The organism is Aquifex pyrophilus (assembly GCF_054656935.1).
Window position 1 is genome coordinate 1 of record NZ_BAAHXJ010000005.1, and the last position, 24,314, is coordinate 24,314.

31 protein-coding genes are annotated in these 24,314 nt (G+C 45.2%); 16 read left to right on the forward strand and 15 right to left on the reverse strand.

Annotation, left to right across the window (positions count from 1 at the left end; all coding sequences use genetic code 11):
- Positions 1–25: 25 nt before the first annotated feature.
- Genes ACYQZ0_RS03570 through ACYQZ0_RS03605 form a run of 8 tightly spaced genes read left to right on the forward strand, consistent with a single transcriptional unit; the run spans position 26 to position 4,982 of the window.
- Positions 26–577: a phosphate-starvation-inducible PsiE family protein gene (locus ACYQZ0_RS03570; RefSeq protein ID WP_459775227.1), complete on the forward strand. Its 552-nt coding sequence runs from the start codon at positions 26–28 to the stop codon at positions 575–577.
- Entirely contained in the window at positions 574–945 is a 372-nt protein-coding gene (locus ACYQZ0_RS03575; RefSeq protein ID WP_459775228.1) for a toprim domain-containing protein, read from the forward strand. Before ACYQZ0_RS03570 ends, ACYQZ0_RS03575 begins: the two co-directional genes overlap by 4 nt.
- Complete coding sequence (locus tag ACYQZ0_RS03580; RefSeq protein WP_459775229.1) at positions 911–1,414, forward strand: hypothetical protein; 504 nt, start codon at positions 911–913, stop codon at positions 1,412–1,414. The genes ACYQZ0_RS03575 and ACYQZ0_RS03580 overlap by 35 nt, the downstream gene beginning before the upstream one ends.
- A gap of 12 nt (positions 1,415–1,426) precedes the next feature.
- Positions 1,427–1,687: a hypothetical protein gene (locus tag ACYQZ0_RS03585; RefSeq protein WP_459775230.1), complete on the forward strand. Its 261-nt coding sequence runs from the start codon at positions 1,427–1,429 to the stop codon at positions 1,685–1,687.
- Complete coding sequence (gene hisC, locus ACYQZ0_RS03590; protein WP_459775231.1) at positions 1,684–2,736, forward strand: histidinol-phosphate transaminase; 1,053 nt, start codon at positions 1,684–1,686, stop codon at positions 2,734–2,736. Before ACYQZ0_RS03585 ends, hisC begins: the two co-directional genes overlap by 4 nt.
- 12 nt (positions 2,737–2,748) lie before the next feature.
- Positions 2,749–3,489: an ABC transporter permease gene (locus tag ACYQZ0_RS03595; RefSeq protein WP_459775232.1), complete on the forward strand. Its 741-nt coding sequence runs from the start codon at positions 2,749–2,751 to the stop codon at positions 3,487–3,489.
- A 21-nt stretch (positions 3,490–3,510) separates the two neighbouring features.
- Complete coding sequence (locus ACYQZ0_RS03600; protein WP_459775233.1) at positions 3,511–4,122, forward strand: NAD(P)/FAD-dependent oxidoreductase; 612 nt, start codon at positions 3,511–3,513, stop codon at positions 4,120–4,122.
- Entirely contained in the window at positions 4,119–4,982 is an 864-nt protein-coding gene (locus tag ACYQZ0_RS03605) for a lysylphosphatidylglycerol synthase domain-containing protein (protein WP_459775234.1), read from the forward strand. The genes ACYQZ0_RS03600 and ACYQZ0_RS03605 overlap by 4 nt, the downstream gene beginning before the upstream one ends.
- On the opposite strand, the gene dxr is transcribed toward ACYQZ0_RS03605, so the two are convergent.
- The 15 genes from dxr to ACYQZ0_RS03680 all read right to left on the reverse strand — a co-directional run bounded on the left by dxr (position 4,942) and on the right by ACYQZ0_RS03680 (position 16,631).
- Complete coding sequence (gene dxr / locus ACYQZ0_RS03610) at positions 4,942–6,084, reverse strand: 1-deoxy-D-xylulose-5-phosphate reductoisomerase (RefSeq protein WP_459775235.1); 1,143 nt, start codon at positions 6,082–6,084, stop codon at positions 4,942–4,944. The two genes, ACYQZ0_RS03605 and dxr, sit on opposite strands and share 41 nt — an antisense overlap.
- 21 nt (positions 6,085–6,105) lie before the next feature.
- A complete protein-coding gene (lipS1, locus tag ACYQZ0_RS03615; protein ID WP_459775236.1) occupies positions 6,106–7,131 on the reverse strand; it encodes a LipS1 family lipoyl synthase in 1,026 nt (341 codons plus the stop codon).
- Positions 7,132–7,168: 37 nt separating this feature from the next.
- Entirely contained in the window at positions 7,169–7,618 is a 450-nt protein-coding gene (locus ACYQZ0_RS03620; protein WP_459775237.1) for a glycine cleavage system protein H, read from the reverse strand.
- Positions 7,619–7,647: 29 nt separating this feature from the next.
- The gene (locus tag ACYQZ0_RS03625; protein ID WP_459775238.1) at positions 7,648–8,055 is read right to left on the reverse strand and encodes a DsrE family protein; all 408 of its coding nucleotides are present in this window, start codon (positions 8,053–8,055) and stop codon (positions 7,648–7,650) included.
- A gap of 70 nt (positions 8,056–8,125) precedes the next feature.
- Positions 8,126–9,121 carry a CoB--CoM heterodisulfide reductase iron-sulfur subunit B family protein gene (locus ACYQZ0_RS03630; RefSeq protein ID WP_459775239.1) on the reverse strand — a complete coding sequence of 332 codons (996 nt, stop codon included), beginning with the start codon at positions 9,119–9,121 and terminating at the stop codon, positions 8,126–8,128.
- A 24-nt stretch (positions 9,122–9,145) separates the two neighbouring features.
- Entirely contained in the window at positions 9,146–9,907 is a 762-nt protein-coding gene (locus ACYQZ0_RS03635; RefSeq protein ID WP_459775240.1) for a 4Fe-4S dicluster domain-containing protein, read from the reverse strand.
- 12 nt (positions 9,908–9,919) lie between these two features.
- Positions 9,920–10,735 (reverse strand): hypothetical protein, encoded by an 816-nt coding sequence (locus ACYQZ0_RS03640; RefSeq protein ID WP_459775241.1) that lies wholly within the window; start codon positions 10,733–10,735, stop codon positions 9,920–9,922.
- Positions 10,732–11,790: an FAD-dependent oxidoreductase gene (locus ACYQZ0_RS03645; protein WP_459775242.1), complete on the reverse strand. Its 1,059-nt coding sequence runs from the start codon at positions 11,788–11,790 to the stop codon at positions 10,732–10,734. The genes ACYQZ0_RS03640 and ACYQZ0_RS03645 overlap by 4 nt, the downstream gene beginning before the upstream one ends.
- Before the next feature lie 59 nt (positions 11,791–11,849).
- Complete coding sequence (locus ACYQZ0_RS03650; RefSeq protein ID WP_459775243.1) at positions 11,850–13,190, reverse strand: heterodisulfide reductase-related iron-sulfur binding cluster; 1,341 nt, start codon at positions 13,188–13,190, stop codon at positions 11,850–11,852.
- 59 nt (positions 13,191–13,249) lie between these two features.
- On the reverse strand, positions 13,250–14,002 hold the full coding sequence (locus ACYQZ0_RS03655; RefSeq protein WP_459775244.1) for a 4Fe-4S dicluster domain-containing protein: 753 nt from the start codon (positions 14,000–14,002) through the stop codon (positions 13,250–13,252).
- Between the two features lie 124 nt (positions 14,003–14,126).
- Positions 14,127–14,552, reverse strand: a complete 426-nt coding sequence (locus ACYQZ0_RS03660; protein WP_010880209.1) for a DsrE family protein — start codon at positions 14,550–14,552, stop codon at positions 14,127–14,129.
- 18 nt (positions 14,553–14,570) lie between these two features.
- Entirely contained in the window at positions 14,571–15,119 is a 549-nt protein-coding gene (locus ACYQZ0_RS03665; protein ID WP_459775245.1) for a DsrE/DsrF/DrsH-like family protein, read from the reverse strand.
- Positions 15,120–15,134: 15 nt separating this feature from the next.
- Complete coding sequence (gene tusA, locus ACYQZ0_RS03670; RefSeq protein WP_459775246.1) at positions 15,135–15,374, reverse strand: sulfurtransferase TusA; 240 nt, start codon at positions 15,372–15,374, stop codon at positions 15,135–15,137.
- 100 nt (positions 15,375–15,474) lie between these two features.
- Positions 15,475–15,729, reverse strand: a complete 255-nt coding sequence (locus ACYQZ0_RS03675; protein WP_459775247.1) for an EscU/YscU/HrcU family type III secretion system export apparatus switch protein — start codon at positions 15,727–15,729, stop codon at positions 15,475–15,477.
- The gene (locus tag ACYQZ0_RS03680; RefSeq protein ID WP_459775248.1) at positions 15,726–16,631 is read right to left on the reverse strand and encodes a hypothetical protein; all 906 of its coding nucleotides are present in this window, start codon (positions 16,629–16,631) and stop codon (positions 15,726–15,728) included. The genes ACYQZ0_RS03675 and ACYQZ0_RS03680 overlap by 4 nt, the downstream gene beginning before the upstream one ends.
- 21 nt (positions 16,632–16,652) lie before the next feature.
- Here ACYQZ0_RS03680 and ACYQZ0_RS03685 point away from each other — a divergent pair, with 21 nt between their 5' ends.
- From ACYQZ0_RS03685 to ACYQZ0_RS03720, 8 genes are read left to right on the forward strand one after another with little or no spacing between them, the layout of a single operon-like run.
- Positions 16,653–16,859: a hypothetical protein gene (locus tag ACYQZ0_RS03685; protein WP_459775249.1), complete on the forward strand. Its 207-nt coding sequence runs from the start codon at positions 16,653–16,655 to the stop codon at positions 16,857–16,859.
- A 5-nt stretch (positions 16,860–16,864) separates the two neighbouring features.
- Positions 16,865–18,085 (forward strand): 2,3-bisphosphoglycerate-independent phosphoglycerate mutase, encoded by a 1,221-nt coding sequence (locus tag ACYQZ0_RS03690; protein WP_459775250.1) that lies wholly within the window; start codon positions 16,865–16,867, stop codon positions 18,083–18,085.
- Position 18,086: 1 nt separating this feature from the next.
- Positions 18,087–18,620 (forward strand): hypoxanthine phosphoribosyltransferase, encoded by a 534-nt coding sequence (gene hpt / locus ACYQZ0_RS03695; RefSeq protein WP_459775251.1) that lies wholly within the window; start codon positions 18,087–18,089, stop codon positions 18,618–18,620.
- A gap of 24 nt (positions 18,621–18,644) precedes the next feature.
- Complete coding sequence (gene cysM / locus ACYQZ0_RS03700; protein ID WP_459775252.1) at positions 18,645–19,610, forward strand: cysteine synthase B; 966 nt, start codon at positions 18,645–18,647, stop codon at positions 19,608–19,610.
- Positions 19,611–19,630: 20 nt separating this feature from the next.
- Positions 19,631–20,737 carry a hypothetical protein gene (locus ACYQZ0_RS03705; RefSeq protein WP_459775253.1) on the forward strand — a complete coding sequence of 369 codons (1,107 nt, stop codon included), beginning with the start codon at positions 19,631–19,633 and terminating at the stop codon, positions 20,735–20,737.
- Positions 20,706–21,287: a GTP-binding protein gene (locus ACYQZ0_RS03710; protein WP_459775254.1), complete on the forward strand. Its 582-nt coding sequence runs from the start codon at positions 20,706–20,708 to the stop codon at positions 21,285–21,287. The genes ACYQZ0_RS03705 and ACYQZ0_RS03710 overlap by 32 nt, the downstream gene beginning before the upstream one ends.
- On the forward strand, positions 21,274–22,659 hold the full coding sequence (locus tag ACYQZ0_RS03715) for a hypothetical protein (protein WP_459775255.1): 1,386 nt from the start codon (positions 21,274–21,276) through the stop codon (positions 22,657–22,659). Before ACYQZ0_RS03710 ends, ACYQZ0_RS03715 begins: the two co-directional genes overlap by 14 nt.
- Complete coding sequence (locus tag ACYQZ0_RS03720) at positions 22,656–24,302, forward strand: ABC transporter ATP-binding protein (RefSeq protein WP_459775256.1); 1,647 nt, start codon at positions 22,656–22,658, stop codon at positions 24,300–24,302. Before ACYQZ0_RS03715 ends, ACYQZ0_RS03720 begins: the two co-directional genes overlap by 4 nt.
- Positions 24,303–24,314: the final 12 nt, after the last annotated feature.

Here is a 24,314-nt window from a genome sequence, read left to right on the forward strand (position 1 = left end):
CTTAAATCCCTTAAAATAAAATCTTATGAAGTTCTTTGATTACTTCTCAAGTCCCGAATTCATCTGCAAAGCGGTTGACTTCTACAACAAGTTTGTAAACTTCATAGCCATCTTTATGATTCCCATCTTAATGTTAACCCTTTTAATCGCCGTAGGGATAATTTTTTACGATTTGAGACTCTTTGTTGAATATTTTTTTCACATTCCCACAACCCAGGAATACGATAAAGCTTTCAAACTTCTTGTAAGGAATATTCTTAACTTTTTCGTTCTAATAGAGCTTTTTAAGGTATTTATAGACGTTCTTGAGTACAGAAGGATAAGAAAAAGGCAGATAATTGAGGCGGGTATTGTTTTCGTCGTTCGGGAAATAATTCTCATCGTTTTTGAGCACAGATTTACATTTACGGATTTGGTAGGCTTCGGAATACTCCTCTTTTCCCTTGGGATAACTTATATGCTTCTTGAGAAGAGCTATCTTGATTACCTCAGGTTTGAGCACAGAGCTATAACCGAACGGGAAAAGAAGGAAAGAAGCGGTCTCATATCCCAGAGGAAAGACGAACTGAAGCGATGAATGAAGCGTTTAAGGATTTTACCGAGTGGTTAAAAGCCCTTAAAGATGCCTCAAGGGAAGCGGTAATAATCGTTGAAGGGAAAAATGACGAGAAAGCCCTTAGGAAGTTTTCAATAAGGAATGTTCTTACTCTTTCGGGAAAAAGATTTGCGGATATTCCCGATATGCTTGAAGGAAAATGGAATAAAGTAATACTCCTTATAGACCTTGACCCTAAGGGTGAGAAAATTCATCAAAAATTAAAAGAGCTCCTCCGAGAACAAGGTTTTGAAGTTGATGAAAATTTTAGGAATTTTTTGAAAAAATTGAATATAATTTATATTGAGGAGCTCGATGAAGGGAAAAACGCAAAAACTCCAAACTCTTAAAAAACTGCTTGTGTATGACAGAATACTAAGGTTCACAATAGACCTGCTTACGGGAATAAGGGAAGAAATTAAAGCGGATATTGAAGAAACAAAGGTAATAGCCGATTCCGTTTTAGAAGGAGAAGAAAAGAAAACGGTTGAAGACTTCCTTTTAAAGATAGAGGAGCTATTCCTTTTGAAAACGGACGAGGTGCTTGACCACATTTACGATGAGTATGAAGTTTTTAACTTTGATATAACCTTTCTGTCGGCTATCCCGGAAGAGATAGAAAGGGAACTTGAAAGATTAGCGCTCTTAGACACCATAAACACTCAGCTGGAGCTTCTCATAGATATCCTTAACGAAGCTTTCTGTCTTGTTCCTGTAGAGAACGAAAGACTTAACGTTGTTTTAACACCTTTTAAGATTTATAAGGAGCTTCTAACGCACGCTATTGATTTTAATAACAAGTTTAGGGAAAACAAGTAGAGGAGGTGTAAGATGGCAAGAAGAAAAAAGGCAGGACCTAAGTACAAGAAGATTAGTCTTTCCGTTCCCAAGAGCACTTACTACATTCTCCTTGGCATAGCCCAGGGAGATGAGAAGAAATTAAATAAATTGATACGGGGGATTATAGAAGATAAGTTCGCTGAATCTACCGTTGAAGAACTCCAGATGTACATAGCTAAACCTGAGAGGGAAACGGAAGAGAAGGAAGAAGCGGTTGAAGAGCAAATGGAAGAACAAGCCCAGACCGAATGATTTCGGAAAGGATAAAAAATCTCAGTCCTTATAAAACGGAGGTCACGCCGGCCTCCGTTCGGCTCTCTTCTAACGAGTTTCCTTACGACTTTCCCGAAGAGATAAAACAAAAGATAAGTGAAGAGGTAAAGAAAATACCTTTAAATAAGTACCCAGACCCTACAGCGGAGGAGCTGAAAGAGGTCTTATCCCAATTCCTCGGAGTAAGTCCCCAAAATATGGTTCTCGGAAACGGGTCGGATGAGCTTATTTACTACCTTTCAATAGCAATAGGTGAGGTTTACCTTCCGGTATATATACCCGTCCCCACATTTCCGATGTATGAGATAAGTGCAAAAGTTCTTGGAAGACCTGTAATAAGTGTTCCTTTAGAGGAGAATTTTGACATAAACCTTGAGGAGTCTTTAAAGAGGATTGATGAGGAAAAACCGGTTCTCGGGTATTTTGCATATCCCAATAACCCCACGGGTAATCTCTTCTCAAGGAAGAAGATAGAAAAGATAAGGGAGAAAGGAGTTTTCTGTGTTATAGACGAAGCCTATTACAACTACAGCGGGGAGAGCTTTATAGGAGAAGCTCTTGAGCGAGATGATACGGTAATCTTAAGAACCCTCTCAAAGATAGGTATGGCAAGTCTGAGGATAGGCATACTCGTGGGAAAAGAGGAAATCGTAAGAGAAATAGACAAGGTTAGACTTCCCTTTAACATTACCTACCCTTCCCAGGTGATAGCAAAAGTTATCCTTAAGGAAGGAAGGGATTTCCTTGAGGAAAAGATTAAAGAAGTAATAAGGGAAAGGGAAAGAATGTATAGCTCCATGAAGGAAATAGATGTGGTAGAGGTATTCCCGAGCAGGGCTAACTTCTTGCTTTTCAGAACCCCTTTGCCTGCAAGGGAAGTCTATAAAAGGTTATTGGAGAAGGATGTTCTCGTGAGAGATGTTTCCTACATGCCGGGGCTGAGCAGGTGTCTTAGGGTGAGCGTAGGTAAACCTGAGGAAAATGATAAGTTCCTTGAAGCTCTTTATGAGAGTCTGAAGGAAGTATAATCCATACTTCTTATGGAGAACCTATTCTACCTGAACGCTTACCTTCTCGTTCTTTTTACGATAGTGATTTCCTATACAGAAAAACTCGGAATAGAGAAGGAAATATTTGTAGCGTCTTTAAGAACCCTTATACAGCTCCTTCTTCTGGCTTACATACTCAGGTATATTCTAAGGTTTGACAATCTTCTTGAGTTCCTTCTGGTGTTTTCAGTTATGACCTTTATAGCCTCCGCTATATTCACAGAAAGAAGCAAGAGTTTTAAACTCTTTCCCATTGTATATATATCAATTACCTTGAGTTATATACTTCCTATATCCTTCCTTTTGATAAACGGAGTCTTAAAAAACATTTCTCACGAGATTATTCCCTTCGGTGGACTCATCATAGGGAATACATTAAACAGCCTTTCCCTATTTTACGACAGGATAAAGGCGGAAATAAGAAATAGGAGGGAAGAGATAGAAGCAAAGGTTGCCCTTGGAGCTACGCTAAGACAAGCTCTTATGGACGTTATAAGGGACAGCATAAAGATGGCATTAATTCCAAAGATAAACTGGTTAAAGTCCGCCGGGCTTGTTCACATACCGGGTGTTGCTGTAGGTATGCTGGTCGCAGGTGCAAGCCCTTTAAAGGCTATTCTATTTCAAGTCGTAATTCTTTATACCCTTTTGTTTTCGGGTATAGTGGGGACTTCCGTTCTCGCCTTCCTCGGAACTAAGGAAATTTTTAGAAAAAGTTTCTCAAGAGGTTAGTAATTGCTTATAATTTTTGTTATGAGATATGACGTGGTAATAGTAGGAGGAGGAGCTTCGGGACTTGCCTGTGCGATAACCCTTGCCTCTTCTCAGGGAAGAGGTTGGGAATGGGCGGAAGGAAGGAAGTTTCTCGTTATAGATAACGGAAAGTCCGATTTGAACAGGGCATTATTGAAAAATGCTCCCGGTGTTCCCGTGGAAACGCTCGGGACTGAGCTCCTTGAGAAGCTAAGGGAACAGGCTAAGGCTTTAAGTGAAAACGTTGATTTTGTTGAAGATACCGTTGTAAAAGTTGAGGGAGAAAAGGGAAGCTTTAAGGTTCATACTCAAAGTGGTAATGTTTACGAGGCGGAATACGTTGTTCTCGCTTCCGGTTTCCACAAATTTGAGATAGAGTGTGAGGGCGTTGAGGTTGTTGACAATCCTAAATCTCCAAAGCCCGGAAGGGTTATGATTAAACACGATGGGGATTATAAGGTGAGGGAAGGCCTCTACGTTGCGGGACTCCTTGCTGGCGTAAGCTCAATGTTCACCGCTGCGGCGGGAAGCGGCGTTCAGGTTGCGATAAACATACTTTCCGAGTGGGCAGGCAAACCCATAGTCATTCACGACGTTCCCAAGAAAGATTGAAGAAGCTTATTTCCCTTTTAATAACCTTTGCCTTTCTCGGTTTTTTCTTTTACTTCGTTCCCTTAAGGGAAATATTCAATAGCTTAAAGAGTGTAAGCCCCGGGGACTTTTTTCTCGGTTTTTTGTTATACACCCTGAGCCAGATTACGAGGAGTTTGAGGTGGTCCCTTCTCCTCCGCATACCCTTTAAGGTTTCCTTTTTTCTGAACTCGGCAAATCTCTTCTGGAATAACTTCCTTCCCGCGAGGAGCGGTGAGCTCAGCTGGTTTTACTACACAAAGAAGTTAGGTATAGAGCTTATGTTCTCCCTCTGGAGCTTTGTAATAGGTAGGGCTTACGACCTTATGGGTCTTATCTCCACGGTTTTCCTCATCTTCTCGTATATAAATTGGGGATTTTACTTAACCATTATTTTCTTCCTTTTATTCTCTTTCGTTTATTACCTTCTGCCCTTCATCGTTTACCTTGTTCCTGAAAGATTTAGCAATTTAAGGGAATTTTTACAGAAAGAGTTTAGCCCTTCCCTTTCAATAAAGCTTTTCTTTCTCTCTTTGGTCTCCTTTGTTCTCAAGGCTACCGCTACCTACCTTGTTGTTAAGAATATATGGAGCTTCGGCTTTTTGGCTTACACATTCGGTTTTCTGGGAGGTGAGCTTTCCTCGGTTCTCCCCGTTCACGGCTTTATGGGATACGGGAGTTATGAGTTTGCCTTCGGTCTTCCTGTAAAACTTTACGGAATTGAGATGAAGGAAGCTCTGAAGGCTGGCTTTATAGCCCACAACTTTTTACTCCTTTCTTCCGCCTTCTGGGGCGTTCTCTCTATCTTTTACCTGCAAGTTTTTTCTCGTAAATTTCCCTGACCTTCTGTCTTCCCCACTCAACCGCTTCAAGTATTTCTTCAACGTTTTCAGGGTCCTTTATGTTCACTTCGCTCAAGGCCTCCTCTATGAGGTCCGCGATATCAAGGAAGGATATCTTTTCCTCAAGGAAGAGCTTTACCGCTTCTTCATCCGCTCCGACGAGGACAGGTATGTAAACTCCCCCCATAAACCCCGCCCACTTTGCGAGGTCAAGGGCTTTAAACTTGTTCGTATCAACCTTCTCAAAGGTTATAGGTGAGAGTTCAAGAAGGGAAACCTTCTTAAAGGGATAATCCTTTCTCTCCGGATAAAAAAGGGCGTAAAGTATAGGAATCTTCATATCTGTCTGGGAAGTGTGCATGAGAAAGCTGTTGTCTATGAGCTCAACGATTCCGTGAACTACGCTCTGGGGGTGTATCACGACCTTTATGAGCTCAAGGGGTAGGTCAAAGAGGTATGAGGCTTCAAGCATCTCAAAGCCCTTGTTCATCAGTGTTGCGGAGTCAACCGTTATCTTTGCCCCCATATTCCACCTTGGGTGTTTGAGTGCTTCCTCAACGCTTACGTTTTTGAGCTCTTCAAGGCTTTTATCCTTAAAAGGACCCCCGGAGGCGGTGAGGTATACGTATTTTAACTCTTTTCTCTCAATGGCGTTCAGGAGCTGGAATAACGCGTTATGCTCACTATCAACGGGAATCACTTTATCCCTGTGCTCCCTTATGAGTTCGCCGAGGCATATTATTGATTCCTTATTTGATGCGAGTAAAACCTTTCCCGATTTGAGAACTTCGTAAGCAGGCTTTATACCGTAAATCCCCGAAACGGCATTCATTAATCTCTCCGATTCTTCAATAATGGCCTTCAGTCCCTCATCACCCTTCAGGTATTTACACTCTTTGGGTAATGACTCAAGCCACTCCTTTGTGGGTTCTTCGTAAGAAACTACGAACTTGGGTTTATACTTTATCGCCTGGGAGAAGAGCTTTTCGGAAGCCCTGTTTGCGAGAATACCGATGAGTTCTATCTCATCTTTAAACTTTTCATAAACTTCCAAAGTTTGGGTGCCTACCGAACCTGTTGAGCCGAGGATGCCGAGTTTCATCACGATAATGATAAGAGATTTTTAGGAGGTTTCCATGGTTTGGAACACCATTGAGTAAACCGTTGAACAGCAATTTGGAGACACAACGGGTTTTAGACCGAGGGCCTTTGAGTAAGTTACTATCCCTTCCGCGGGGAAAGCTATCCCGTTTACACCCGCAAGAACCGCGTAAGCGTCAAGCTTAACCCTTTCCGAACCTGCCGGCCTGGCACATCCTATAACTACTGGAGAGTTTTGAACCTGCTTCCTCGCGTAAAGTATTACTTCGGCTGTTTCCTCTGTTTTGGGGGGAGGAAGTAGCTGGAACTTTGCCTTTCCGTAGTAGGGCATAACCACAACCAGAACGAGGGCATCAGGCTCATACTTCGCTATCATATCAATCGCGTAATACTCTCCCTTTATCTTCCCGTAGTGAAGCCCTATTATTACGTGGGGAACTATTCTTAGTCCGGCTTCCTTGAGAAGCTTCAGGGAGCGGTCATAGTCTTCGGTGGTTCTGTGAGGAAGCTTATAGACTTGAGCTATAGTCTCGTTATCCCCTATTATGTCAAGGAGAACAGCGTCAACCTTTGCCTCTTTTAAGCCCTGAACGTATTCCTCGTCAACGAGCCCAACGTGGCAGGTAAGAAGGAAACCGAGTTCTTCCTTGAGATACTTCATCGCATCAAAGAAATCCCAGAGGGGGACATATCCGTTCTTATCGGAACCTCCCGAGATGAGAACTCCCTCAATTCCCTTCTCCTTGAGTTCATGACCAACCCTTATGAGCTCTTCGGGTGTGGTTGCCGGTATCATATGCCACAGAATCTTTGAGGCACAGTGGTCGCACATAAGCTCGCACTGCCTTCCCGTAACGGATATATCAACGAACTTCGGGGGGGAGTTTACGGAAAAGTCATCTACCTCGTAGTGCTTAAAGCCGGGTGCATAAAAGAATATCCTGTCCCCGAATTTCTTCTTTCTGATTTCGTATCCCTCGTAAAGCTTCTCAACGAGAGAAGGATTAAGCTCTATATCAAGCTCTTCAACCGCTCCCTGAAGATTCATACCAAACTCCCAAAAAGGTTTTAAAGAAGGGGGAAGATTAACCGCACTTAACCCCCTTCTCTTGAACTATAGGCTGGAGAAGTTCTGCAGCCTTGTTTGCGTCAACAAGCTCCGCCTTTGCGGCTTCGGGGTCCGCGGGCTTGATTTTTGCTATCCACCCTTGTCCATAGGGGTCGTCGTTGACGAGTGCAGGGTTTGCCTTGAGTGCGTCGTTCACCTCAACGATTTCCGCGTCAAAGGGTGAAGGAACGGGTCCCACCCACTTTCCGCTTTCAATGGTGGCAACGCTCTTGTCCTTCTTTACGGCTTTGCCCACCTTCTTGGGCGTGTAAGCAACAAGCCTTCCAGCCATAGCGGCTGCAACGGAGGTAAGCCCTATGCTAAACGCGCCGTCTCCCTCTTCCTTGACCCATATGAACGCGTTCTTGTTGGGGTTGATGTAATAGAGTCTATCCTCGGGGAGAGGACATCCGTTAACTTCCGCCATATCACACCTCCCTTAAAGTTTATTAAAACCTAAAAGGTTATAAGCTTATCCGCGAGCATAGCCCTCAGTGCAAACTCACTCGCGGGAACTATTCCGTCAAGCTCCGGTATTAAATCCTCCTCCGTCAACCCCATTGAATCTACCGCCTGTTTACAAGAATAAAATTTTACACCCGCAAGCTTCGCATCTTTCATAAAATCGTAAACGGTTTTCGGTTTTTGTCCGTTTGCGGAGAAACAGTTTCCCTCAAGGGAGGGACATATCTTTTCCGCAACTCCCTTTTTTATGAGATTTGTTCCATCCATGTTAAAGAAAATCTCAACGTCCGCCTCTTGAGCGGCCATAAGGGTAGCTATATAAAAAGGTGTAGCACACCTCCAAGGAGTCTTGGGTCCGCTCGTCATCAGTATTACTATTTTCAACTCTTTCTCCAACATTATCCTTACCCCTAATTTATGTCTCTATTAGTTTTTTTTATTAAGAGCCCGCCAGAGGCGGGCCAAGGAATTAAGCGAGTCCGAGCTTCTTAAGAACGGGAATGGGGTCAGAGAGGTTATCCTTTAGCTTGACGTCGTTTACGCTGTATCCGAACGCAAGTCCGAGAAGCTGTGTGAAGTATGCAGCGGGGACGTCAACGTCGGGAACACCTTTGAGCATAAGCCTGTGTCTGTACATCTCAAGGGATGCGTGACACAGGGGGCATTCGGTTGCTATTATGTCCGCTCCGTTTCTCTTTGCTGTCTGGAGAATCATCATAACAAACTTTTCGGAAACCTCCTCGTCGGAAAGGGAGTGAGGTCCACCACAGCACTGGGTGTGCATGGGTTCAAACTCAACGCTCGTAGCTCCTGCAGCTTCAAGGAGTGCTTCCATGTAGTAGGGGTGTTCGTCGTCGTCCGCGGTTTCCCTCTTCCTCGGTCTTACTTGTTCCTCATCTTCGGGCGCAAGGTGGGAGTAAGTTCTTGCGTAGAAGTGGGGTCTCGTGTATAGGCATCCGTAGTAGTTCGCAACCTTAAGACCCCTTAGGGGCTTCTTCGTCTTTTCCTTTACCTTTTCGGGACCCGCTTCATGGTAGAACCACTCAAGTATGTGGTAAGTGTGAGGTATTGTATCAAGGGGCTTTTCTCCCGCTTCCTGGAGAAGCTGATTTATTCTCTCAAGGGTTTTATTGTCGGTTTCAAGGAAGTATTCCGCCCTCTGGAGGGAGAAGGAACATCCGTTACAGGGTGCTACGATTACGCTGTGCCCTTGCTGTCTTGCGAGGGACATGTTTCTCGCGTTGAGGAGCATTGTTCCCCAGAAGCTGACATTCTTAGTTTCCATAGCACCGCAACAGTTGTAATCCTCAAGGTAGTCAAGCTCAAGTCCAAGCTCCTTAGCGACTATCCTCGTGGACACGTCGTAAGCCCTTGCGGCACCTTCCAAAGAACATCCAGGGTAATAAGCAACCTTTTTTCCGATACCACCTAAAGGCGGCTTTCTAAATTGTGCCGGAACTGCCATCTTCCTTCACCTCCTTAAATACAATTAGTGAAGCTCAACACCCTCCTCTTGGAGAACCTTCTTGAGAACCTGCTTCATCCTGCTCCAGTTCTTCGTTCTGGGGTGTATGAGCATGTGCTTAGCGTTCAGGAGTAGGAAATCTATATTGAGGTTCTTTATTGGTTTTATAGCGAGGGTCTTGAGCCATTCGGGTATCTCACCAAATAGGGGAACGGGCTTCTTGAGTATGGGGTCCTTGAACACCTTATAACCTTGCTTTTCTATCCATCCGAAGAGGAGCTCTCCGTCCTCAATCCTTCCGTATTCTACAACCTGTTCAAGGAAGAACTTGTCAAACTTCTTGGAGGGGTATTCCTCTATGAGTCCCCTCTTTGCGAGAACCTTAAGTATAGCCTTTAGAACTTCCTCAACGAGAACTCCCTTGGGGCATCTGTGGGTGCACTTGTGGCAGGAAACGCATCTCCACATTACGTCAGCTCTCTTCTGGAGCTCATCAACCATTCCGAGTCTTGCGAGGTATATGAAGTGTCTGGGGTTGTATCTCTCGTCCCAGTAGTTGTGAACGGGACATGATGCGGTGCAGTAGGAGCACTGGTAGCACTGGAGTATGGTCTTTCCTTCGGGTTGTTGGAGTATTTCGTCAAGAAGGGAAAGGTCGTAGTCCTCTATAACTCTGGGGAGGATTATAAGGTTCCAGTCCCCAGATACGTCAACACCGTCTATAACTAACCTGTCCTTTCTTAAAATTCTCTCTGGCTCAACAAGAGACCGCTCGTGAATAGCCATCTCTCACACCTCCTAAGATGATTCAACATCCTTGTAATGTATGGGAGCATGAACTCCCAAAAGCCTCCTCGCCATAACACCGGCGGGAGGGAAAAATCCCTTGGCGCTGTGCATAGTAGATAGGGTCATGTAATCAACGTAGGTTGCGTAAATCATCGCGAGGAATATATCAACGAATAGGTAATCCTTCACCTTAACGCCGAACTCGTGGAGTTTTTCCGCTATCTGCTTGTAAACCTGTTCAAACTGCTCATAGGTTTCCCCGTACATCTTCCTTCCCTTTCCGCCCGTTGGAGATTCCTCCTTCAGGAAGACTATCGCTCCCGTTTCCGTCTCGGGGTCCCATACCCACGAGGTCCAGAGTATATACTTGTCGGGGAATGTGAAGTGGAGAAGCTCCGCGGCTATGTCCCTCGCGGCCCTTCTGTCAACACCCCTTATGCTTCTTGCGAACTCCTCAACCTTCTCTTCCCAGGTTCTCGTGTCTTCCTTCTTACCGAAGCCCAGAAAACCCCCTTCTTCCCCGTAAAGGAGCTTCCGTATGGCTTCCTTCAGGTTCTCAACACCCGTTTCCTCTATGATGCGTTTCTTTTTTCTCCTTGCCGGGAATATGTGTTCAAGGATTTCCTCAAGGTCCTCCTGCGTAAGCTTCTTTATGTTTTCCTTTGATAGTTTTTTCTGGAAGAGTTCGCTCTTTGCCTTTACATCCTGATAAAACTCCTGTAAAAACTCCTCTCCTTCGCTTAGTATCTTTATCAGGTAATCCCTTATAAGTGCTTCATCAAGAGAGGCGGCCTTAAAGCCGCCTTGAGATTTTTGCTCACTCATGCGCTCACCTTAGCTCCTAAGAATGTTGCAGCTTCTGCACCTGCGGCCTCACCTTCCGCGAGGGAGGACTCAATGTCTATGGGTCCCTTACAAGCTCCCGCTATGAATATGCCAGGTCTGTTGGAGATTATGTTTGAACCGCTGTCTTCCGCGGGAATGAGGAATCTGCTGTCGGGGTCCTGTGCCAGTCCGAGTATCTTTGCAACCTTGAGAGTTCCCTCAGAAGGCTCCATTCCGAGAACGAGAACTACGAGGTCCATGGGTATTTCCGCAGGCCTTTGAACTATTGTGTCCTCGTGCTTAACCCTGAGTCTTCCATCCTTGGGAGAGTAGGTTATTTCCGCTATCCTACCCCTTACGTATCTGACGCCGTATTTTTCCTGAGGTGCCCAGTAGAAGGGGTATTCCCAAGTCCCGTAAGTTCTTACGTCCATGTAGTAACAGAAGACCTCAACCTCAGGGTACTTCTCCCTTATTTCGGAACCCTGGAGTCCGGAAAGTGCACATCCGTATCTGCAGCAGTGGACGTTTGTAACACCGAGCTGTCTGTCTCTGGAACCTACGCAGAATACGAATGCCACCCTCTTGGGGAGTTCTCCGTTTGAGGGTCTGTAAAGTCTTCCTTCCCTTGAGAACATCTGTTCAAGTTCAAGGTTCGTAATTACGTCGGGGTAAATACCGTATCCGAGCTCACCCTTTCTCTTGGCGTCAAAGTGTCTGAATCCCGTTGCAACAACGATTGCACCTACTTCTACCGTTTCACCGTTTGAGAGTGTTACCTTAAAGTTGGGTGCTTCACCTTCGCAGGCTTCAATTTCGGTGTTGAGTTTCACTTCAACGTTGGGATTGTTTTGAACTTCTTCAATGAAAGGTCCCAGAACCTGCTGGGGTTTCATCTTCCTGGGAATTAATGTGTGATACTCCTCAAGGATGGGTCTTCCACCGAGCTTACTTTCTTTCTCAACGAGGATTGTGTGAACTCCCAGCTTTCCGAGCGTTCTTGCAGCTGCCAACCCTGCGGGACCACCACCAATTACGAGCACAGACTTTGCCATTATCACCCTCCTTTAAAAGGTATTTATGGATAGGGGGCGAAAAGCCCCCGGGAAATCCGTTATGACTTGAAGAGGGGTAGGTCCGCGGTTGCGGATTTCCTGAGCTTGAATCCGTCGGAGGTCTTGCTGTAGGGTTCGTAGAGGTCGTACTCCTTGAAGAACTCAAGGAGCTCGTCATACTTACCTTGCTTTTCAAGTTCGGAGATGTACTTGACCGTGTCCTCCCACTCCTTCTTGAGCTCTCTCCAGTTGGTTATTCCCATCTTTTCAAGGAGAGGCTCGTAGTTGGAGCAGTTCCAGTAGAGCTGAACTACCTTGAAGGGGTGTGCTCCACATGCGAGTGCGGAGAACATTACGTCGGACATAACAGCTACGGGGTAATACATTCCGTGAGCCTTTCCAATCCACTGGTTCTTTTCAAAGGTCGTTGTGCATCCCGTGTCGTGGGTTATGATAACGTCCGCCTTTATCTCTTCAGCTATAACCTTGAGCTTTCTCTGTATAGCGAAGGACCTTGTGAACTCTCTTTCCGTGAGGATGTGCCTGAATCCGAATCCGCAACAGTCGTACCAGGTTGAGTAGTCAACAACTTGAGCACCGAGCTTCTTTATAACGGCGGTGGATGCTGCGGGTCTTTGTCCGTTGTAAACCTCGGGGTCGTAGGGGTAGTCGTCCGCTATCATCTTCCAGGTGTGGCAAGCGTTGTGTATAGCAACCCTTACGTTGGATACATCTATTCCTTTGGGCTTTCCTTCCTTCTCATAGAGTTCAGCTATCTCATCCCTCATTGCGTGAACCCATTCGGAGTAGTGAACTATTTCTTGGGGTATTACGATTCTTCCGTCTTCGGTAAGTCTTCCGAGCTTCTTGAGTATGGGCTTTACCGCTTCTCTGAGCTCTTTATTGAATATGAGCTGTTCCCTCGTTTCCTTGTAAGAACCGAAGGATGTTCCGCAGTGTATAAGGGGATAGTAACCCGTCTTCCAAGCCTGGTGCATATTTCTGAGCCATACCGCTGCGAGTGCTACGGGGTTTGAGGTTCCGGAACCGTGGTAGTTCCAAGCTGTGCAGGAGGTTTGATGAGGTTCGTTGAGGTAATCAAGTCCGAACTTGTTCATGAACCAGAATATGGATGCGGGGTATCCGGGTATGTTACCGCACTGTCCGCAGGACTTGTGGTGCCAGAGCTTGTTGGTGGGTATAACCTTTATTCTTCCCGTTCTCGTGTAAACGTATTTGGGTCTGTATTCCTCGGTTATCCTGAAGACGAGAATCTCTCCCTTCTCTTCAAGCTCGTACATCTCCTCAAAAAGGTGGTCGTAATGAGAGTGCTTATTTAATATGGGAAAAGGTTCCTTTTCAGGATACATAAGATAGGGGCTCTTAGATTTGTGAGCCATAACTAACACCTCCTTTAAAAGTTTTTTTCAAGAGCGGGGCACCAACCCCCTTCATTAGCTTAAGCCTCAGCCTCCTCCATCTCTTCCATAAGCTCTTCCCATCTCTCTTCGTTTTCCTCAACGATGTCCATTATTACGTTGTAGAGGTTGGGGTCAAGTCTTTCAAGCATCTCAAATATTCCCGTATCCCTCCAGATTTGGTACATCTCTATTGCGGTTTGGAGTGATACTTCCCAAGCGGTCTTAACAGACTTACCGACGTCAAAGGGAATAGCCATTCTCTTTGCCCTGAGGTTTTCCATGTTGTCAAGCATCTTGGGTCCCCAGTCGGGGAAGAAGTCCGGCTGGAGCATGTCCGCGGAAAGCTGGTTACCCGTCGTCATAACCTTGAGGAGAACTCTTCCGTAAGGTTTGAGGAGGTCCTTAGTTGCCTCAAAGGCGTTTCTTACCGCCACTTCTCTCATTATGATGACGAGTCCACCGGGGTTGTTAACGAAGGGACACCTTATCCAGCATGTGAAGCACTGGGAGCACGCCCATATGTATTCGTGCATCATGTCGTAGAGAACATCTATGTCATTCTCAAGAAATCTCTGGACGATTTCTCTGGGGGAGTAGTCAAAGAATCTATTTGATGGGCAGGATGCTGTGCATACTCCGCAGTTTAGGCATCCGAAGAGGTATTCCTTGAACCTGAAGTCAGACTTTACCTCTTCTATTATCCTAACCTTTTCCTCCCAGGGGACTTGGAGCGTCTTTTCAGAGATGGGAATGTTATATCCATATTTACGAACTTGAGTTTGTTCAGCCATCCTAAAACCCTCCTATGGTTTTTTCCTCATTTTTAAATTAAACAACACTTCATAGAAAAACAAAAAAATTTTTTTATGGAAATATAAAAATATCCTTATAGGATGAAGAAAAAGAAAGAAAAGCTCAGAGCGTGATGACAGCATACTCACCGCTCATAAGCTTATCAAGGAATGCTGCACCGCCGAGGATTCCGTCGCATATCTCCTTGTTCACGTCTTCTTCCTTGTATATGTCCGTGAGGTCAAGGGAGGGGGTACAGAGGTAAATCTTTACCCCTGCATCCTTTGCCATCTTGATGAAGTCGTAAACGGTTTGCTCAACGCCGGGTCTCACCTTTACCTTCTTTGCGTTGTCCCTCATAAGGAGGTATCCCGCCTCAGATGTTATTACCATCTCAACCTCGTAGTCCATGGTTGTTGCCGCAGTTGCGAGGAAGAAGGGTGCCCCCGCTTGGGGATTGATTAGCTCACCCGTTGTGGGCTCAGCCCTTACGAAGAAGGGAACAGTAACGATGTAGAAAAGGAGTTTTTCAAACTCTTGACCCGCCATACCTCACCTCCGGTTTTATTAAACGAAGATTATCATAGGTTTATCCGCCGCGAGAACGTAGTTAAAGAACTCCGTCGCTCCCGCGGGAGGCTCAAGCCCGTCTATTAGGTCCTCCCTCTTGTAGCCGAAGAGGTCCATCGTCATCTGACAGGGTATCAGTTTAACTTCAGCTTCTTTACAAAGCTCAAGGAGCTCCTCTATGCTCGCCACGCCCTTTTCCTTAATTCTCTTCTTCATCATTGAGGTCATAAAGTCCGTCATTCCGGGTATTATCCCCATTATCTGGGGAGGTCCAGGGAATATGCTTTCCATAAGGCCCGCAAGCTGTCCGACGACGGGTGTCTGCTTTACGGAGTCGGGGAAAACCATGGGCATCGCGGGATTTCCGAGAGGGGCTACCTTAAGCTGTTTCACCTTTTCCCTGTGGATTATGTTGAGACCGTAAAAGGTAAAGAATATCGCAGTTTCAACGCCGAGAGAAGCAGCAACGGAGGCGAGAATGAGGGGAGGATATGCCATATCAAGGGTTCCCTTTGTTGCTATTATTGCAAGTCTTTCCGTGGGCATCTTTATCCTCCCCTATTATCCCTTCTTCCTGATGTAGTATATGTATTTTCCTCCTTCTTCTACCATTTCAACGAGCTCGTGTCCAGTTCTCTGGCAGAATGCGGGGATATCCGCCTTAGAACCGGGGTCGGTTGATATAACTTCAAGAATCTGACCGGGTTGAAGCTCTTCAAGGGCTTTCTTCGTCTTAAGAACCGGAAGGGGACAGTTAAGTCCTGAAGTGTCCAGAACCTTGTCGGGCGTAATTGTAGCCATAACTCCAACCTCCTTTAAAATATTCTTAATATAAGATTATGCTTATCCTCAGTTTTTCATCTTAAGAAATTTTTAATAATTGCATTAAAACACTTTATAATTAAGCCTCCGCCTTTTTTATCAGGTAAGCGAGGAGTTTTGCAACCGCCTCGTAAAGCTCGGGGGGTATCTCCTCGTAAAGCTCTATATTTATTAGGGCCTCAACGAGGTTCTTATCTTCAACGATGGGTATTCCCTTTTCCCTTGCAATTTCTATAATCTTCTCCGCAACTTCTCCCCTTCCCTTTGCAACAACGACGGGAGCTTTATCCTCTTCCGGTTTATATTTAAGGGCAACAGCTTTTTTCTTCTTCATACCTTTACCTCTATGTTAATTCCGTCTGAAAGTTCTTTTATAAAGTTATTTTCTTCTGTAAGCTTAAATTCAAGGCTTTTTATAGGTTTTCCGAGGATTTCATTTATTTCCTTTAGGGAATTTCTAATTTCTTTTATTATTTCTTCATTATTTGATTCAATTTTCATAGAGAAAAAAGATAGGGATTTTGGGGCGGAAAGGAATACGTTCAGAAATCCATTCTCAAGAGGAAGATGTATTGATATTTTATAACCTTCGGATACTCTAAAAAGTAAAAAGGCTCTTCTTTCCTTCCACTTTACGGGTATTAAGAGTTTTTCATACTTATTCTCAACTATGTATCTCTGTAGCAGCTCTATGAACTTTATTAAGTCTTTCCTCTCTTCTTTTAGTGCTTTAAACTTCAGGTCCTTTTTTACTTCTTCAAACTCACCGCTTATGAGTGCTTTCACGAGCTTGCTTTCGTAAAACAATCCCGAGTTTTTAAAAGAACTAAACTTTAAAATTTCTTCCGGGTGATAACCATTAAGTTTATAAAGAAGGCCTCCGATTAGCTTCAGAGAAACGTCTTTCTTAAAAGAGGAACGCAAAACCCTTAAAGTCAACGGATTTAATTTCTCAAGAATTAGTGTAAGGGTTTCCCCCTCCTTTACAGGGATTCTCAGGTTATTTTCAGCCTCTATCTCGTATCCGTTTTCAAGGAGGAGTAAAATCTTTCCCCTATCGTTCCTCAAAACCTTTGCCTTTAGCGTCCTTGAAGATAGTAGGAGGTTTTTAAGGACTTCGGGAACTCTTCCGAGGAGTTTTATCTCAATCCTTCTTGAGGTTTTTGTTGTCTCTTGGGGCTTTCCGCTAAGGATTGCCTGTTCTAAGAGAATGCCCTCTACCCTTCTCAGTTCCACCCTTTAAAATTTATCTATAAGATGGAAAATTACGAGAGATTACTCAGGGAGCTCTCGGAAGAGGAGGTGAGGTATCTTCCCCTTTATTATCTCAACGAGGTTCTGGAACAGGTTTTCCTTTCAATAGGCAACACTCCGAAAGAAAAGCTTATTGAGCTCCTTTACATACTGAAGATGAATCCGAGAGTTAGGGATAAGGTGAACGAGCTTTTATTTTTAATACAATAAACCTTATGGAGTTAAAGGAGTTAATAAATAGAAACAGCTCAAAGATACTCCTCATAGTTCTCGACGGACTCGGAGGTCTCCCCGTAAAAGAGGGAAAAACGGAGCTTGAGCTTGCGAAAACTCCAAACCTTGACGAGCTCGTAAAAAGGTCCGCAACGGGTCTTCACATACCCGTAGATTACGGAATAACACCCGGAAGCGGGCCCGGGCATCTCGGTATATTCGGATACGACCCCCAGAAGTATAAGATAGGAAGGGGGATACTTGAGGCCCTCGGTCTCGGAATAGAGGTTCAGGACACGGATATAGCAGTAAGGGGAAACTACGCAACCGTTAAGAGGGAAGGGAATAAGGTTATTGTCGTTGACAGAAGGGCCGGGAGGATACCGACAGAGGAAAACAGAAGGATAACCGCAAAGATACAGGAAGCCATAAAGGAGATTGACGGAGTTAAGGTTATCATAAGGCCGGGTATGGAACACAGGTTTGCGGTTGTCTTCAGATTTCCCGAAAAACTACCGCCCGGAAGCGACGCCATAAACGATACGGACCCCCAGCAGGTCGGAAAGGAGCCCTTAGAACCGAGGGGTGAAAATCCGAATGCGGAAAGGGTTGCCCAAATTGTTAGAAAGTTCATACAAAAGGCGACGGAAGTTATAAAGGACGAGCCAAAAGCCAATTACATACTCCTGAGGGGTTTTGCCCAGAAGCCTCACATACCCACGATGGAGGAGAGGTTCGGGCTAAAAGCTTGTTGCATAGCGGTATACCCTATGTATAAGGGGCTTGCGAGCCTCGTAGGCATGGACCTTATAGAGTTTGAGGGAAACACGATAAAGGACGAGATAGAGGCTTTAAAAAAGGTATGGAACGAGTATGATTACTTCTTCGTTCACATAAAGAAGACGGACAGCTACGGGGAAGACGGAAATTACGAGGGAAAGATAAGTGTTATTGAGGAGTTTGATAAGCACCTTCCCGAGTTTCTTGAGCTGAAGCCCGACGTTCTTGCCATAACGGGAGACCACTCAACCCCATCGGTTCTTAAGGGACATTCCTGGCATCCCGTTCCCCTTCTCATACACTCCCCCTACGTTTTGGGGGGAACATCGGAGAGGTTTACCGAAAGGGAGTGCCTTAAAGGGGAGCTCGGCATACTTCCCGCGGTGAAGATTACCCAGCTTCTTCTTGCGAACGCCTTGAGGCTCAAGAAATACGGAGCCTGATATGAAAACGATAAGGGGAAGAAAACTAAAGCTTCTGATAAAGGAAGAGGATATAAAAAGAAGGGTCAGGGAGCTTGCAAAGGAGATAGAGGCTTCTTTTGAGTGGGAAGAGCCGATTATAGTCGTGGGTCTCCTGAAGGGGGCCTTTATATTCCTCTCGGACCTCGTTCGCTCCTTTGACAGGTTTGTCTTCGTTGATTTTATGCAGGTATCAAGTTACGGCCAATCTATGGAAAGTAGCGGGGTTATAAAGATTCTTAAGGATATAGATATGGACATAGAGGGAAAGGAGGTTTTACTCGTTGACGATATACTGGACACGGGTCTCACGATGAAGGAGATTTACGAGTTTTTAAAGCTCAAGAATCCCAAAAAGCTCCTTACGTGCGTATTCCTTGACAAGAAGGAAAGGAGGAAGGTGGATTTTGACGCGGATTTTGTCGGGTTTGAGGTTCCTGATAAGTTCCTCGTGGGCTACGGGCTGGACTGGGGGGAATACGGAAGGAATCTACCCGAGGTTTACATTGTTGAGTAAACACTCCGTTAAAATCTTCTTTAAATGTGGGTATTAGGTGAACACGACGAGCCTTACAGAAAGGCCAGGGACACAATACTAAAGCTCGTGGGAAACACTCCCCTTATCAGAATAAGGAAAGTTCTCCCCGAGGACATTCCCGAAAACATAGAGATATGGGCAAAGCTTGAGAGCTTTAACCCGGGTGGTTCGGTAAAGGACAGGCCCGCCCTCAGTATGTTTCTGGACGCCTTAAAGAGGGGAGTGATAAAGGAGGGAAAAACGGTAATAGACGCAACCTCGGGAAACACGGGCATAGCCCTCGCGATGGTTGGAGCGGCACTCGGCATTCCCGTTGAGCTTGCCATGCCCGCAAACGTCAGCGAGGAGAGGAAGAAGATAATAAAGGCCTTCGGGGCAAAGCTCTACCTCACGGACCCCCTCGAGGGAACCGACGGGGCCATTCTCTTTGTGAGGGAGCTTGTTGAGAAGTATCCCGATAAATACGTCTACCTTGACCAGTATAACAACCCCGCAAACTGGAAAGCCCATTTCTACTCAACGGGTATAGAGATATGGAACCAGACGAAGGGAAGGGTTACCCACTTTGTTGCCGGAATAGGAACGGGCGGGACCATAATGGGAACGGGAAGGAGGCTAAAGATATACAACCCGGACATTCAAGTAATAGGTGTTCAGCCCGCTTACCCCTTCCACGGCATTGAAGGATTAAAGCACATAGAGAGCTCCATAAAGCCGGGTATATTTGACGAGACCTTTCTTGACAGAACAATATTCGTTGAGACGGAAGATGCCTACTTCTGGGCTAAAGAGCTCGCGAGGAAGGAGGCGGTTTTCGTCGGCCAATCTTCCGGTGCCGCACTCTGGGCCTGCATAATCCTTGCCCGGGAGCTTGCGAAGAAAGGGGAATCCGCCGTAATAGTTACCGTCTTCCCGGACGGAGGGGAGAAGTATTTGAGCACAGCTTTATTCTCCGATGAGAAAGATTAAAAGAGATACAATAAAGTTTTATGGGTGTGATAAAGGCTTTAGGAGGACTGATTTTTGTGGCCTTTGCGGTAGCGTTTACTTACTACAACCTCCAGCCCGGGGAGGTAAGGTTTTACAACGTAAGCGTTAAGCTTCCCATGTTCCTTCTCGTGTTCATAAGTGCGGGACTCGGTTTTACCCTCCCCGTAATTTACTACCAGCTGAGGGAAAGGGTTCTCGTAAGCAGAGAGGAGAGAATTTACAGACTTCTCAACCTCTTCTGGAGGGATTACCTCGGAAAGGCCTTTGATATTCTCAGAAAACTCTTAACCGTTGAGGAATTCCTCCCCTTTTACATAAGGACCAAGAAGGAGTTCGGGGAAAGCCTTGACGTTCAGCTTGACCTTTACAACAAGGGAATAGCCGAGACCGCTCTTGCGGAGATAACCTTCAGGAAGGACCTTGAAGAAGCTAAGATTCTCCTTGAAAACGCCCTCGGAAAGAACCAAAGGAACCAAAAAGCGAGAAAGCTACTCAGAAGCGTATATATGCTTTACGGGGAATACGAGAAGGCGGAAAACCTCCAGAGGGAGATACTGAAGGAGGTTGAGAAGGAAAGGAAGGCAAAGGAGGAAAGGGCTCTTGCATCTATACTTGCGGAAAAGTATATGCAGGATAAGGATGAACTAATTTTAAAGGAGCTCTGGAGTCTCCCGGTATCAAAAACCTCCGGTGCACTTCTTTCCAGCATGGTGGGAGGCGGTGAGGTATTTGAGGCCGCTTACACCCTCGGAATACTACCGGAAGTCATAAAGATTATGGAGGAGAAGAACCTTCTCACACCCGAACTTCTAAACCTCATAGAGAACTACAGAAACGCTATACCCGACGAGGTTATGTATTACGTTTACCTTAAGCTCAACATGAAGGAGAAGATTGGGGAGCTTAATATTAAACTTGAGGAGCTGAAGAAGGTGATGGAAAAGGACGGGGAACTCCTTGAGCTCGTTAGGATATGGGAGTGTGAGGAGTGCGGAAAGGAATACACGAAGTATAACAGCGTCTGCAGGAACTGCTTGGGCGTGAATACATACAGAATAAAGAGGGGGGAAAGAGGTGATAATAGACCACTTGAAAAGGCAGGTTAAGTTTAAGGTCGTTTATCACGGCCCAGCCCTTGCGGGCAAGACGACTAACCTCGTTCAGATAGCGAAGAGAAGGGGGGAAGACATACTCTCCTTCAACACAAAGGAGGAGAGAACTCTCGTATTTGATATGTTTAAGGAAACGAGGAAGATTGGAGACTTTACCGCCTCTTTTATCCTCTATACGGTTCCGGGACAGCATATATACTCCGACATAAGGAAGATGGTTATGAGGGGTGCGGACGGAGTCGTGTTCGTTGTGGATTCCTCCGAGGAAAAACTAAAGGAAAACCTTGAGTTCATAGATATCCTCTCTGAGGATTTATCCCTATACGGCAAGAGCCTTGGGGATACACCCCTCGTAATCCAGTACAACAAGAGGGACCTTGAGAGCGCCCTTTCCGTTGATATTCTTGAAAGGGAGATAAACAGGCTCGGGAGGCCTTCCGTTGAGGCGGTTGCGATAAGAGGTGAAGGGGTTGAGAAGACGTTAAACGCCATTATCGGGGAAATCCTCAAGCGTTTCGGGAGCCTTATAAATGATAAGCGGTGATTTGAAGTCCCCTCAGGACCTCCTTGAGGTATTTTCGGGCATACCCCAGACAAAGGAGGGGTATCTGAACGTTTTGAGCAAGGGACTTTTCCTATCCCTGAAGTTAAGCAAGAGCAGGGTTCTGGGATACTTCTCAAACTACGAAGAAAAACCAGAAAAACCCTTAAACGGCCTCGTTTTCATAATCTCTGAGCTTTTATCGGATACGGAGGGCTACTTTTCCTTTGAGGAGAAAACCGCCATAAAGGATTTCGTTGAGGTGAATGAGGATATAGAGAGCCTCATTATTAAGTCAACGATTCTTAGAAGAGAGCTGGACGAGATGCTTCCCCTAATCATAACAACGAACGTGGTATTCAGGTCCGAGCTTGAGGAATACAACGGGAAGAGCCTCTTTAAGGTAGTGTCAAAGGGAGGGGACGTTATTGATAACCTGAGAAGGCTTAAGAAAAATCTTGAGGAGGGAAAGGTAGAGGTAAGCGAGATAAAGAAAATTGAAAGCGTTGAGGAGATAGGGCTTGATTACATACTTGAATCCGTTGATTACAAACAGATAAACCTTTTAAAGATTCTCGGAAGCCTAAGGGCTTCGGACTTTACGGGTTTTGTTCAGATTGAGGGAAAGGAAAGGGAGATTTACACCTTCTTTAAAAAGGGAGAGATTTTCGGCATATACCCCGTTTCCGTTGATATCTTTGATTACCTCATGGAGTTTTACGGGGACTTTAAGGCGAGTGTTGTTAAGATAAACGATGAGTTCGTTGATATATTTGCCCAGGCATTCATAGGGAAACCTATAATATCCTCCGAAGGGAAATACGTATCCCTCGGTAAGCTATTCTTGACCCTTCTCAGTCTCAAGGAAAACGGAATAGCTAAAATCGTGAGCGGAAGGAGCAATTACATATACATATTCAAGGAGGGAAAACTCTTTTCCGTTAAGAAGGAAAAGAAGTGGGAGGAGAACTACAGGGTTGTCTTTCCGAAGACCGATTACGTCTTCTTCTATAAGGATATATACATATGGAATGTGAATTACCTCTTTTACCTCTTTCTTCTCAACAAGATAAGAAACCTCATCCTGAAATACGAAATCCCTGAAGCGAAAGAAATTCTCACCCAGAGGGTTGCCCAGTTTCCCGCAATTTACCTGAAGAACGGAAAGGTTGATGCTGTGAGAACGCTCACAAAGAGGGAAGAAAGGAGGCTCTTTAACATACTCCTTGAGGTCTCGGAAATTATAATAGGAAAGGTGGGAAAGGAGACCTTTGAAAGGGAAATAGAGGAGGAGATAAAGCCCTACAAGGATATACTGAAAATCCTTAACCTTTCAAGCGACGTGTTTTCAGAGGAAGTTCAGGAACAGGCATGAACAATTTGAGCTGGCTTTTATCCGTAGCAAAGCCCTATTTGCCCCTTATTCTCGTTTCCTTGGTAGGTTCAGCTATTCAGTCCGCAGGAGCTGCCTATATAGCCCTCCTTATAAAGAAGGTCGTTGATAACGTATTCATTTTAAAAAACCAGTCCGAACTCCTTCTTTACACCTCCCTCCTTCTCCTCGGTGCTGTTGTTATGGAGCTCGGTTTTTTTATATCCTCCTTCTCCCTTTCTTACGCCTCGGAGAAGCTCGTTAACACCCTCAGGAATAATGTTTACGGGAAGCTCCTAAAAGTTCCTTTAAACTATTTTCTATACACCCACTCGGGAGACCTTATATCCCGTATAGTGAGCGATATAGAGAGCTTTAAGCAGGTTTTCAGCGAATACGTTCCGAAGGTGCTCAGGGAGCCCTTCGTTATAGTCGCACTCCTCGGAGTTCTTATATACAGGGATTTCACCTTAACCCTTTTCGTTCTCCTTCTCTTTCCGACTATGGCCCTCCTCACCAAATACTTCTCGGAGAAGAAGAAGAAGCACCTCCGCAATCAAAGAAAAAATGTCTCCCTTCTTACCGAAACCCTCACCGAAACCTTCAGGGGGATAGAAAATATAAAGGTTTTCCTTGCGGAAAAGTTCTTCACCGAAAGGTTTAAGGTTTTTTCCGAAAGGCTTTTTAAATCCTCGGTAAAGATAGACCTGTATGTGATAGGAAACACAGCAATAAACTACCTCTTCGGATACTTTGCTGTCGGCCTTATACTCCTTGCGGGGGGATACAGGATAGTCCAGGGAAGCATAACGACGGGGGATTTCGTTTCTTTCCTAACAGCCCTCTTTATGATTCAGAAGCCCATAATGGACCTTCAGAAGGCCATAATGAACCTGAGGGGTTCAGCTCCCGTCTTTGAGAGAATAAGGGAACTCCTGAACCTTCCCGAGGATAAGGGAGGGAAGGAAGTATTTGAAGGCCTCAAGGAGAAGATATCCTTTGTAAACGTGAGTGTGAAGGCGGGAGATAAATACATACTGAAGGATGTAAACCTTGAGGTTAGGAAAGGGGAAAAGCTTGGCATTAAGGGACACACGGGGAGCGGTAAGAGCACCTTCGTTAGGATAATTCCGAGGCTTGTTGAGTATGAAGGAAGCGTTCTTATTGATGGCTTAGAACTTTCTTCTTTTGATATTGCCTCCCTCAGGAAAAGGATAGGTTTCCTCAGTCAGGAGATTGTTATATTCAAGGGGAGCGTTAGAGAAAACCTCCTTATAGCGAACCCCGAGGCGGATGAAAGGGAAATGATAAGAGCCCTTGAGCTTGCAAGGTGTGATTTTGTTCTTGGGGACCCGAAGGGTCTTGATAAGGAGATTGAAGAGGGAGGGAGAAATCTTTCAGGAGGGGAGAGGCAGAGGCTTGCGATAGCGAGGGTGATACTCAAAAATCCCGAGATAATTATCCTTGATGAGGCAACATCCGCCCTTGACGAGAGGACCGAAAGGGAGGTTATGGATAACCTCTTTAAACATTTTTACGATAGAACCTTCTTTATAGTTGCCCACAAGCCCTACAGCCTGAGTAAGTGTGACAGAGTTGTTGAGTTTGAAAACGGCGTTTTAAAAGAAGTATCTCATGTTCCCTGAAAAATTCTATTA

Excerpts from the sequence above, each read along its gene's own strand:
- hisC (WP_459775231.1), top strand. The coding sequence starts at position 1,684 with ATGATTTCGGAAAGGATAAAAAATCTCAGTCCTTATAAAACGGAGGTC.
- cysM (WP_459775252.1), top strand. The coding sequence starts at position 18,645 with ATGTGGGTATTAGGTGAACACGACGAGCCTTACAGAAAGGCCAGGGAC.
- ACYQZ0_RS03685 (WP_459775249.1), top strand. The coding sequence starts at position 16,653 with ATGGAAAATTACGAGAGATTACTCAGGGAGCTCTCGGAAGAGGAGGTG.
- ACYQZ0_RS03665 (WP_459775245.1), bottom strand. The coding sequence starts at position 15,119 with ATGCCCACGGAAAGACTTGCAATAATAGCAACAAAGGGAACCCTTGAT.
- ACYQZ0_RS03630 (WP_459775239.1), bottom strand. The coding sequence starts at position 9,121 with ATGGCAGTTCCGGCACAATTTAGAAAGCCGCCTTTAGGTGGTATCGGA.
- ACYQZ0_RS03655 (WP_459775244.1), bottom strand. The coding sequence starts at position 14,002 with ATGGCTGAACAAACTCAAGTTCGTAAATATGGATATAACATTCCCATC.
- ACYQZ0_RS03650 (WP_459775243.1), bottom strand. The coding sequence starts at position 13,190 with ATGGCTCACAAATCTAAGAGCCCCTATCTTATGTATCCTGAAAAGGAA.
- ACYQZ0_RS03570 (WP_459775227.1), top strand. The coding sequence starts at position 26 with ATGAAGTTCTTTGATTACTTCTCAAGTCCCGAATTCATCTGCAAAGCG.
- ACYQZ0_RS03645 (WP_459775242.1), bottom strand. The coding sequence starts at position 11,790 with ATGGCAAAGTCTGTGCTCGTAATTGGTGGTGGTCCCGCAGGGTTGGCA.
- ACYQZ0_RS03715 (WP_459775255.1), top strand. The coding sequence starts at position 21,274 with ATGATAAGCGGTGATTTGAAGTCCCCTCAGGACCTCCTTGAGGTATTT.
- ACYQZ0_RS03580 (WP_459775229.1), top strand. The coding sequence starts at position 911 with ATGAAGGGAAAAACGCAAAAACTCCAAACTCTTAAAAAACTGCTTGTG.
- ACYQZ0_RS03600 (WP_459775233.1), top strand. The coding sequence starts at position 3,511 with ATGAGATATGACGTGGTAATAGTAGGAGGAGGAGCTTCGGGACTTGCC.
- ACYQZ0_RS03595 (WP_459775232.1), top strand. The coding sequence starts at position 2,749 with ATGGAGAACCTATTCTACCTGAACGCTTACCTTCTCGTTCTTTTTACG.
- ACYQZ0_RS03635 (WP_459775240.1), bottom strand. The coding sequence starts at position 9,907 with ATGGCTATTCACGAGCGGTCTCTTGTTGAGCCAGAGAGAATTTTAAGA.
- ACYQZ0_RS03720 (WP_459775256.1), top strand. The coding sequence starts at position 22,656 with ATGAACAATTTGAGCTGGCTTTTATCCGTAGCAAAGCCCTATTTGCCC.
- lipS1 (WP_459775236.1), bottom strand. The coding sequence starts at position 7,131 with ATGAATCTTCAGGGAGCGGTTGAAGAGCTTGATATAGAGCTTAATCCT.
- hpt (WP_459775251.1), top strand. The coding sequence starts at position 18,087 with ATGAAAACGATAAGGGGAAGAAAACTAAAGCTTCTGATAAAGGAAGAG.
- ACYQZ0_RS03625 (WP_459775238.1), bottom strand. The coding sequence starts at position 8,055 with ATGTTGGAGAAAGAGTTGAAAATAGTAATACTGATGACGAGCGGACCC.
- ACYQZ0_RS03675 (WP_459775247.1), bottom strand. The coding sequence starts at position 15,729 with ATGAAGAAGAAAAAAGCTGTTGCCCTTAAATATAAACCGGAAGAGGAT.
- ACYQZ0_RS03660 (WP_010880209.1), bottom strand. The coding sequence starts at position 14,552 with ATGGCGGGTCAAGAGTTTGAAAAACTCCTTTTCTACATCGTTACTGTT.
- ACYQZ0_RS03620 (WP_459775237.1), bottom strand. The coding sequence starts at position 7,618 with ATGGCGGAAGTTAACGGATGTCCTCTCCCCGAGGATAGACTCTATTAC.
- ACYQZ0_RS03575 (WP_459775228.1), top strand. The coding sequence starts at position 574 with ATGAATGAAGCGTTTAAGGATTTTACCGAGTGGTTAAAAGCCCTTAAA.
- tusA (WP_459775246.1), bottom strand. The coding sequence starts at position 15,374 with ATGGCTACAATTACGCCCGACAAGGTTCTGGACACTTCAGGACTTAAC.
- ACYQZ0_RS03690 (WP_459775250.1), top strand. The coding sequence starts at position 16,865 with ATGGAGTTAAAGGAGTTAATAAATAGAAACAGCTCAAAGATACTCCTC.
- ACYQZ0_RS03640 (WP_459775241.1), bottom strand. The coding sequence starts at position 10,735 with ATGAGTGAGCAAAAATCTCAAGGCGGCTTTAAGGCCGCCTCTCTTGAT.
- dxr (WP_459775235.1), bottom strand. The coding sequence starts at position 6,084 with ATGAAACTCGGCATCCTCGGCTCAACAGGTTCGGTAGGCACCCAAACT.
- ACYQZ0_RS03705 (WP_459775253.1), top strand. The coding sequence starts at position 19,631 with ATGGGTGTGATAAAGGCTTTAGGAGGACTGATTTTTGTGGCCTTTGCG.
- ACYQZ0_RS03585 (WP_459775230.1), top strand. The coding sequence starts at position 1,427 with ATGGCAAGAAGAAAAAAGGCAGGACCTAAGTACAAGAAGATTAGTCTT.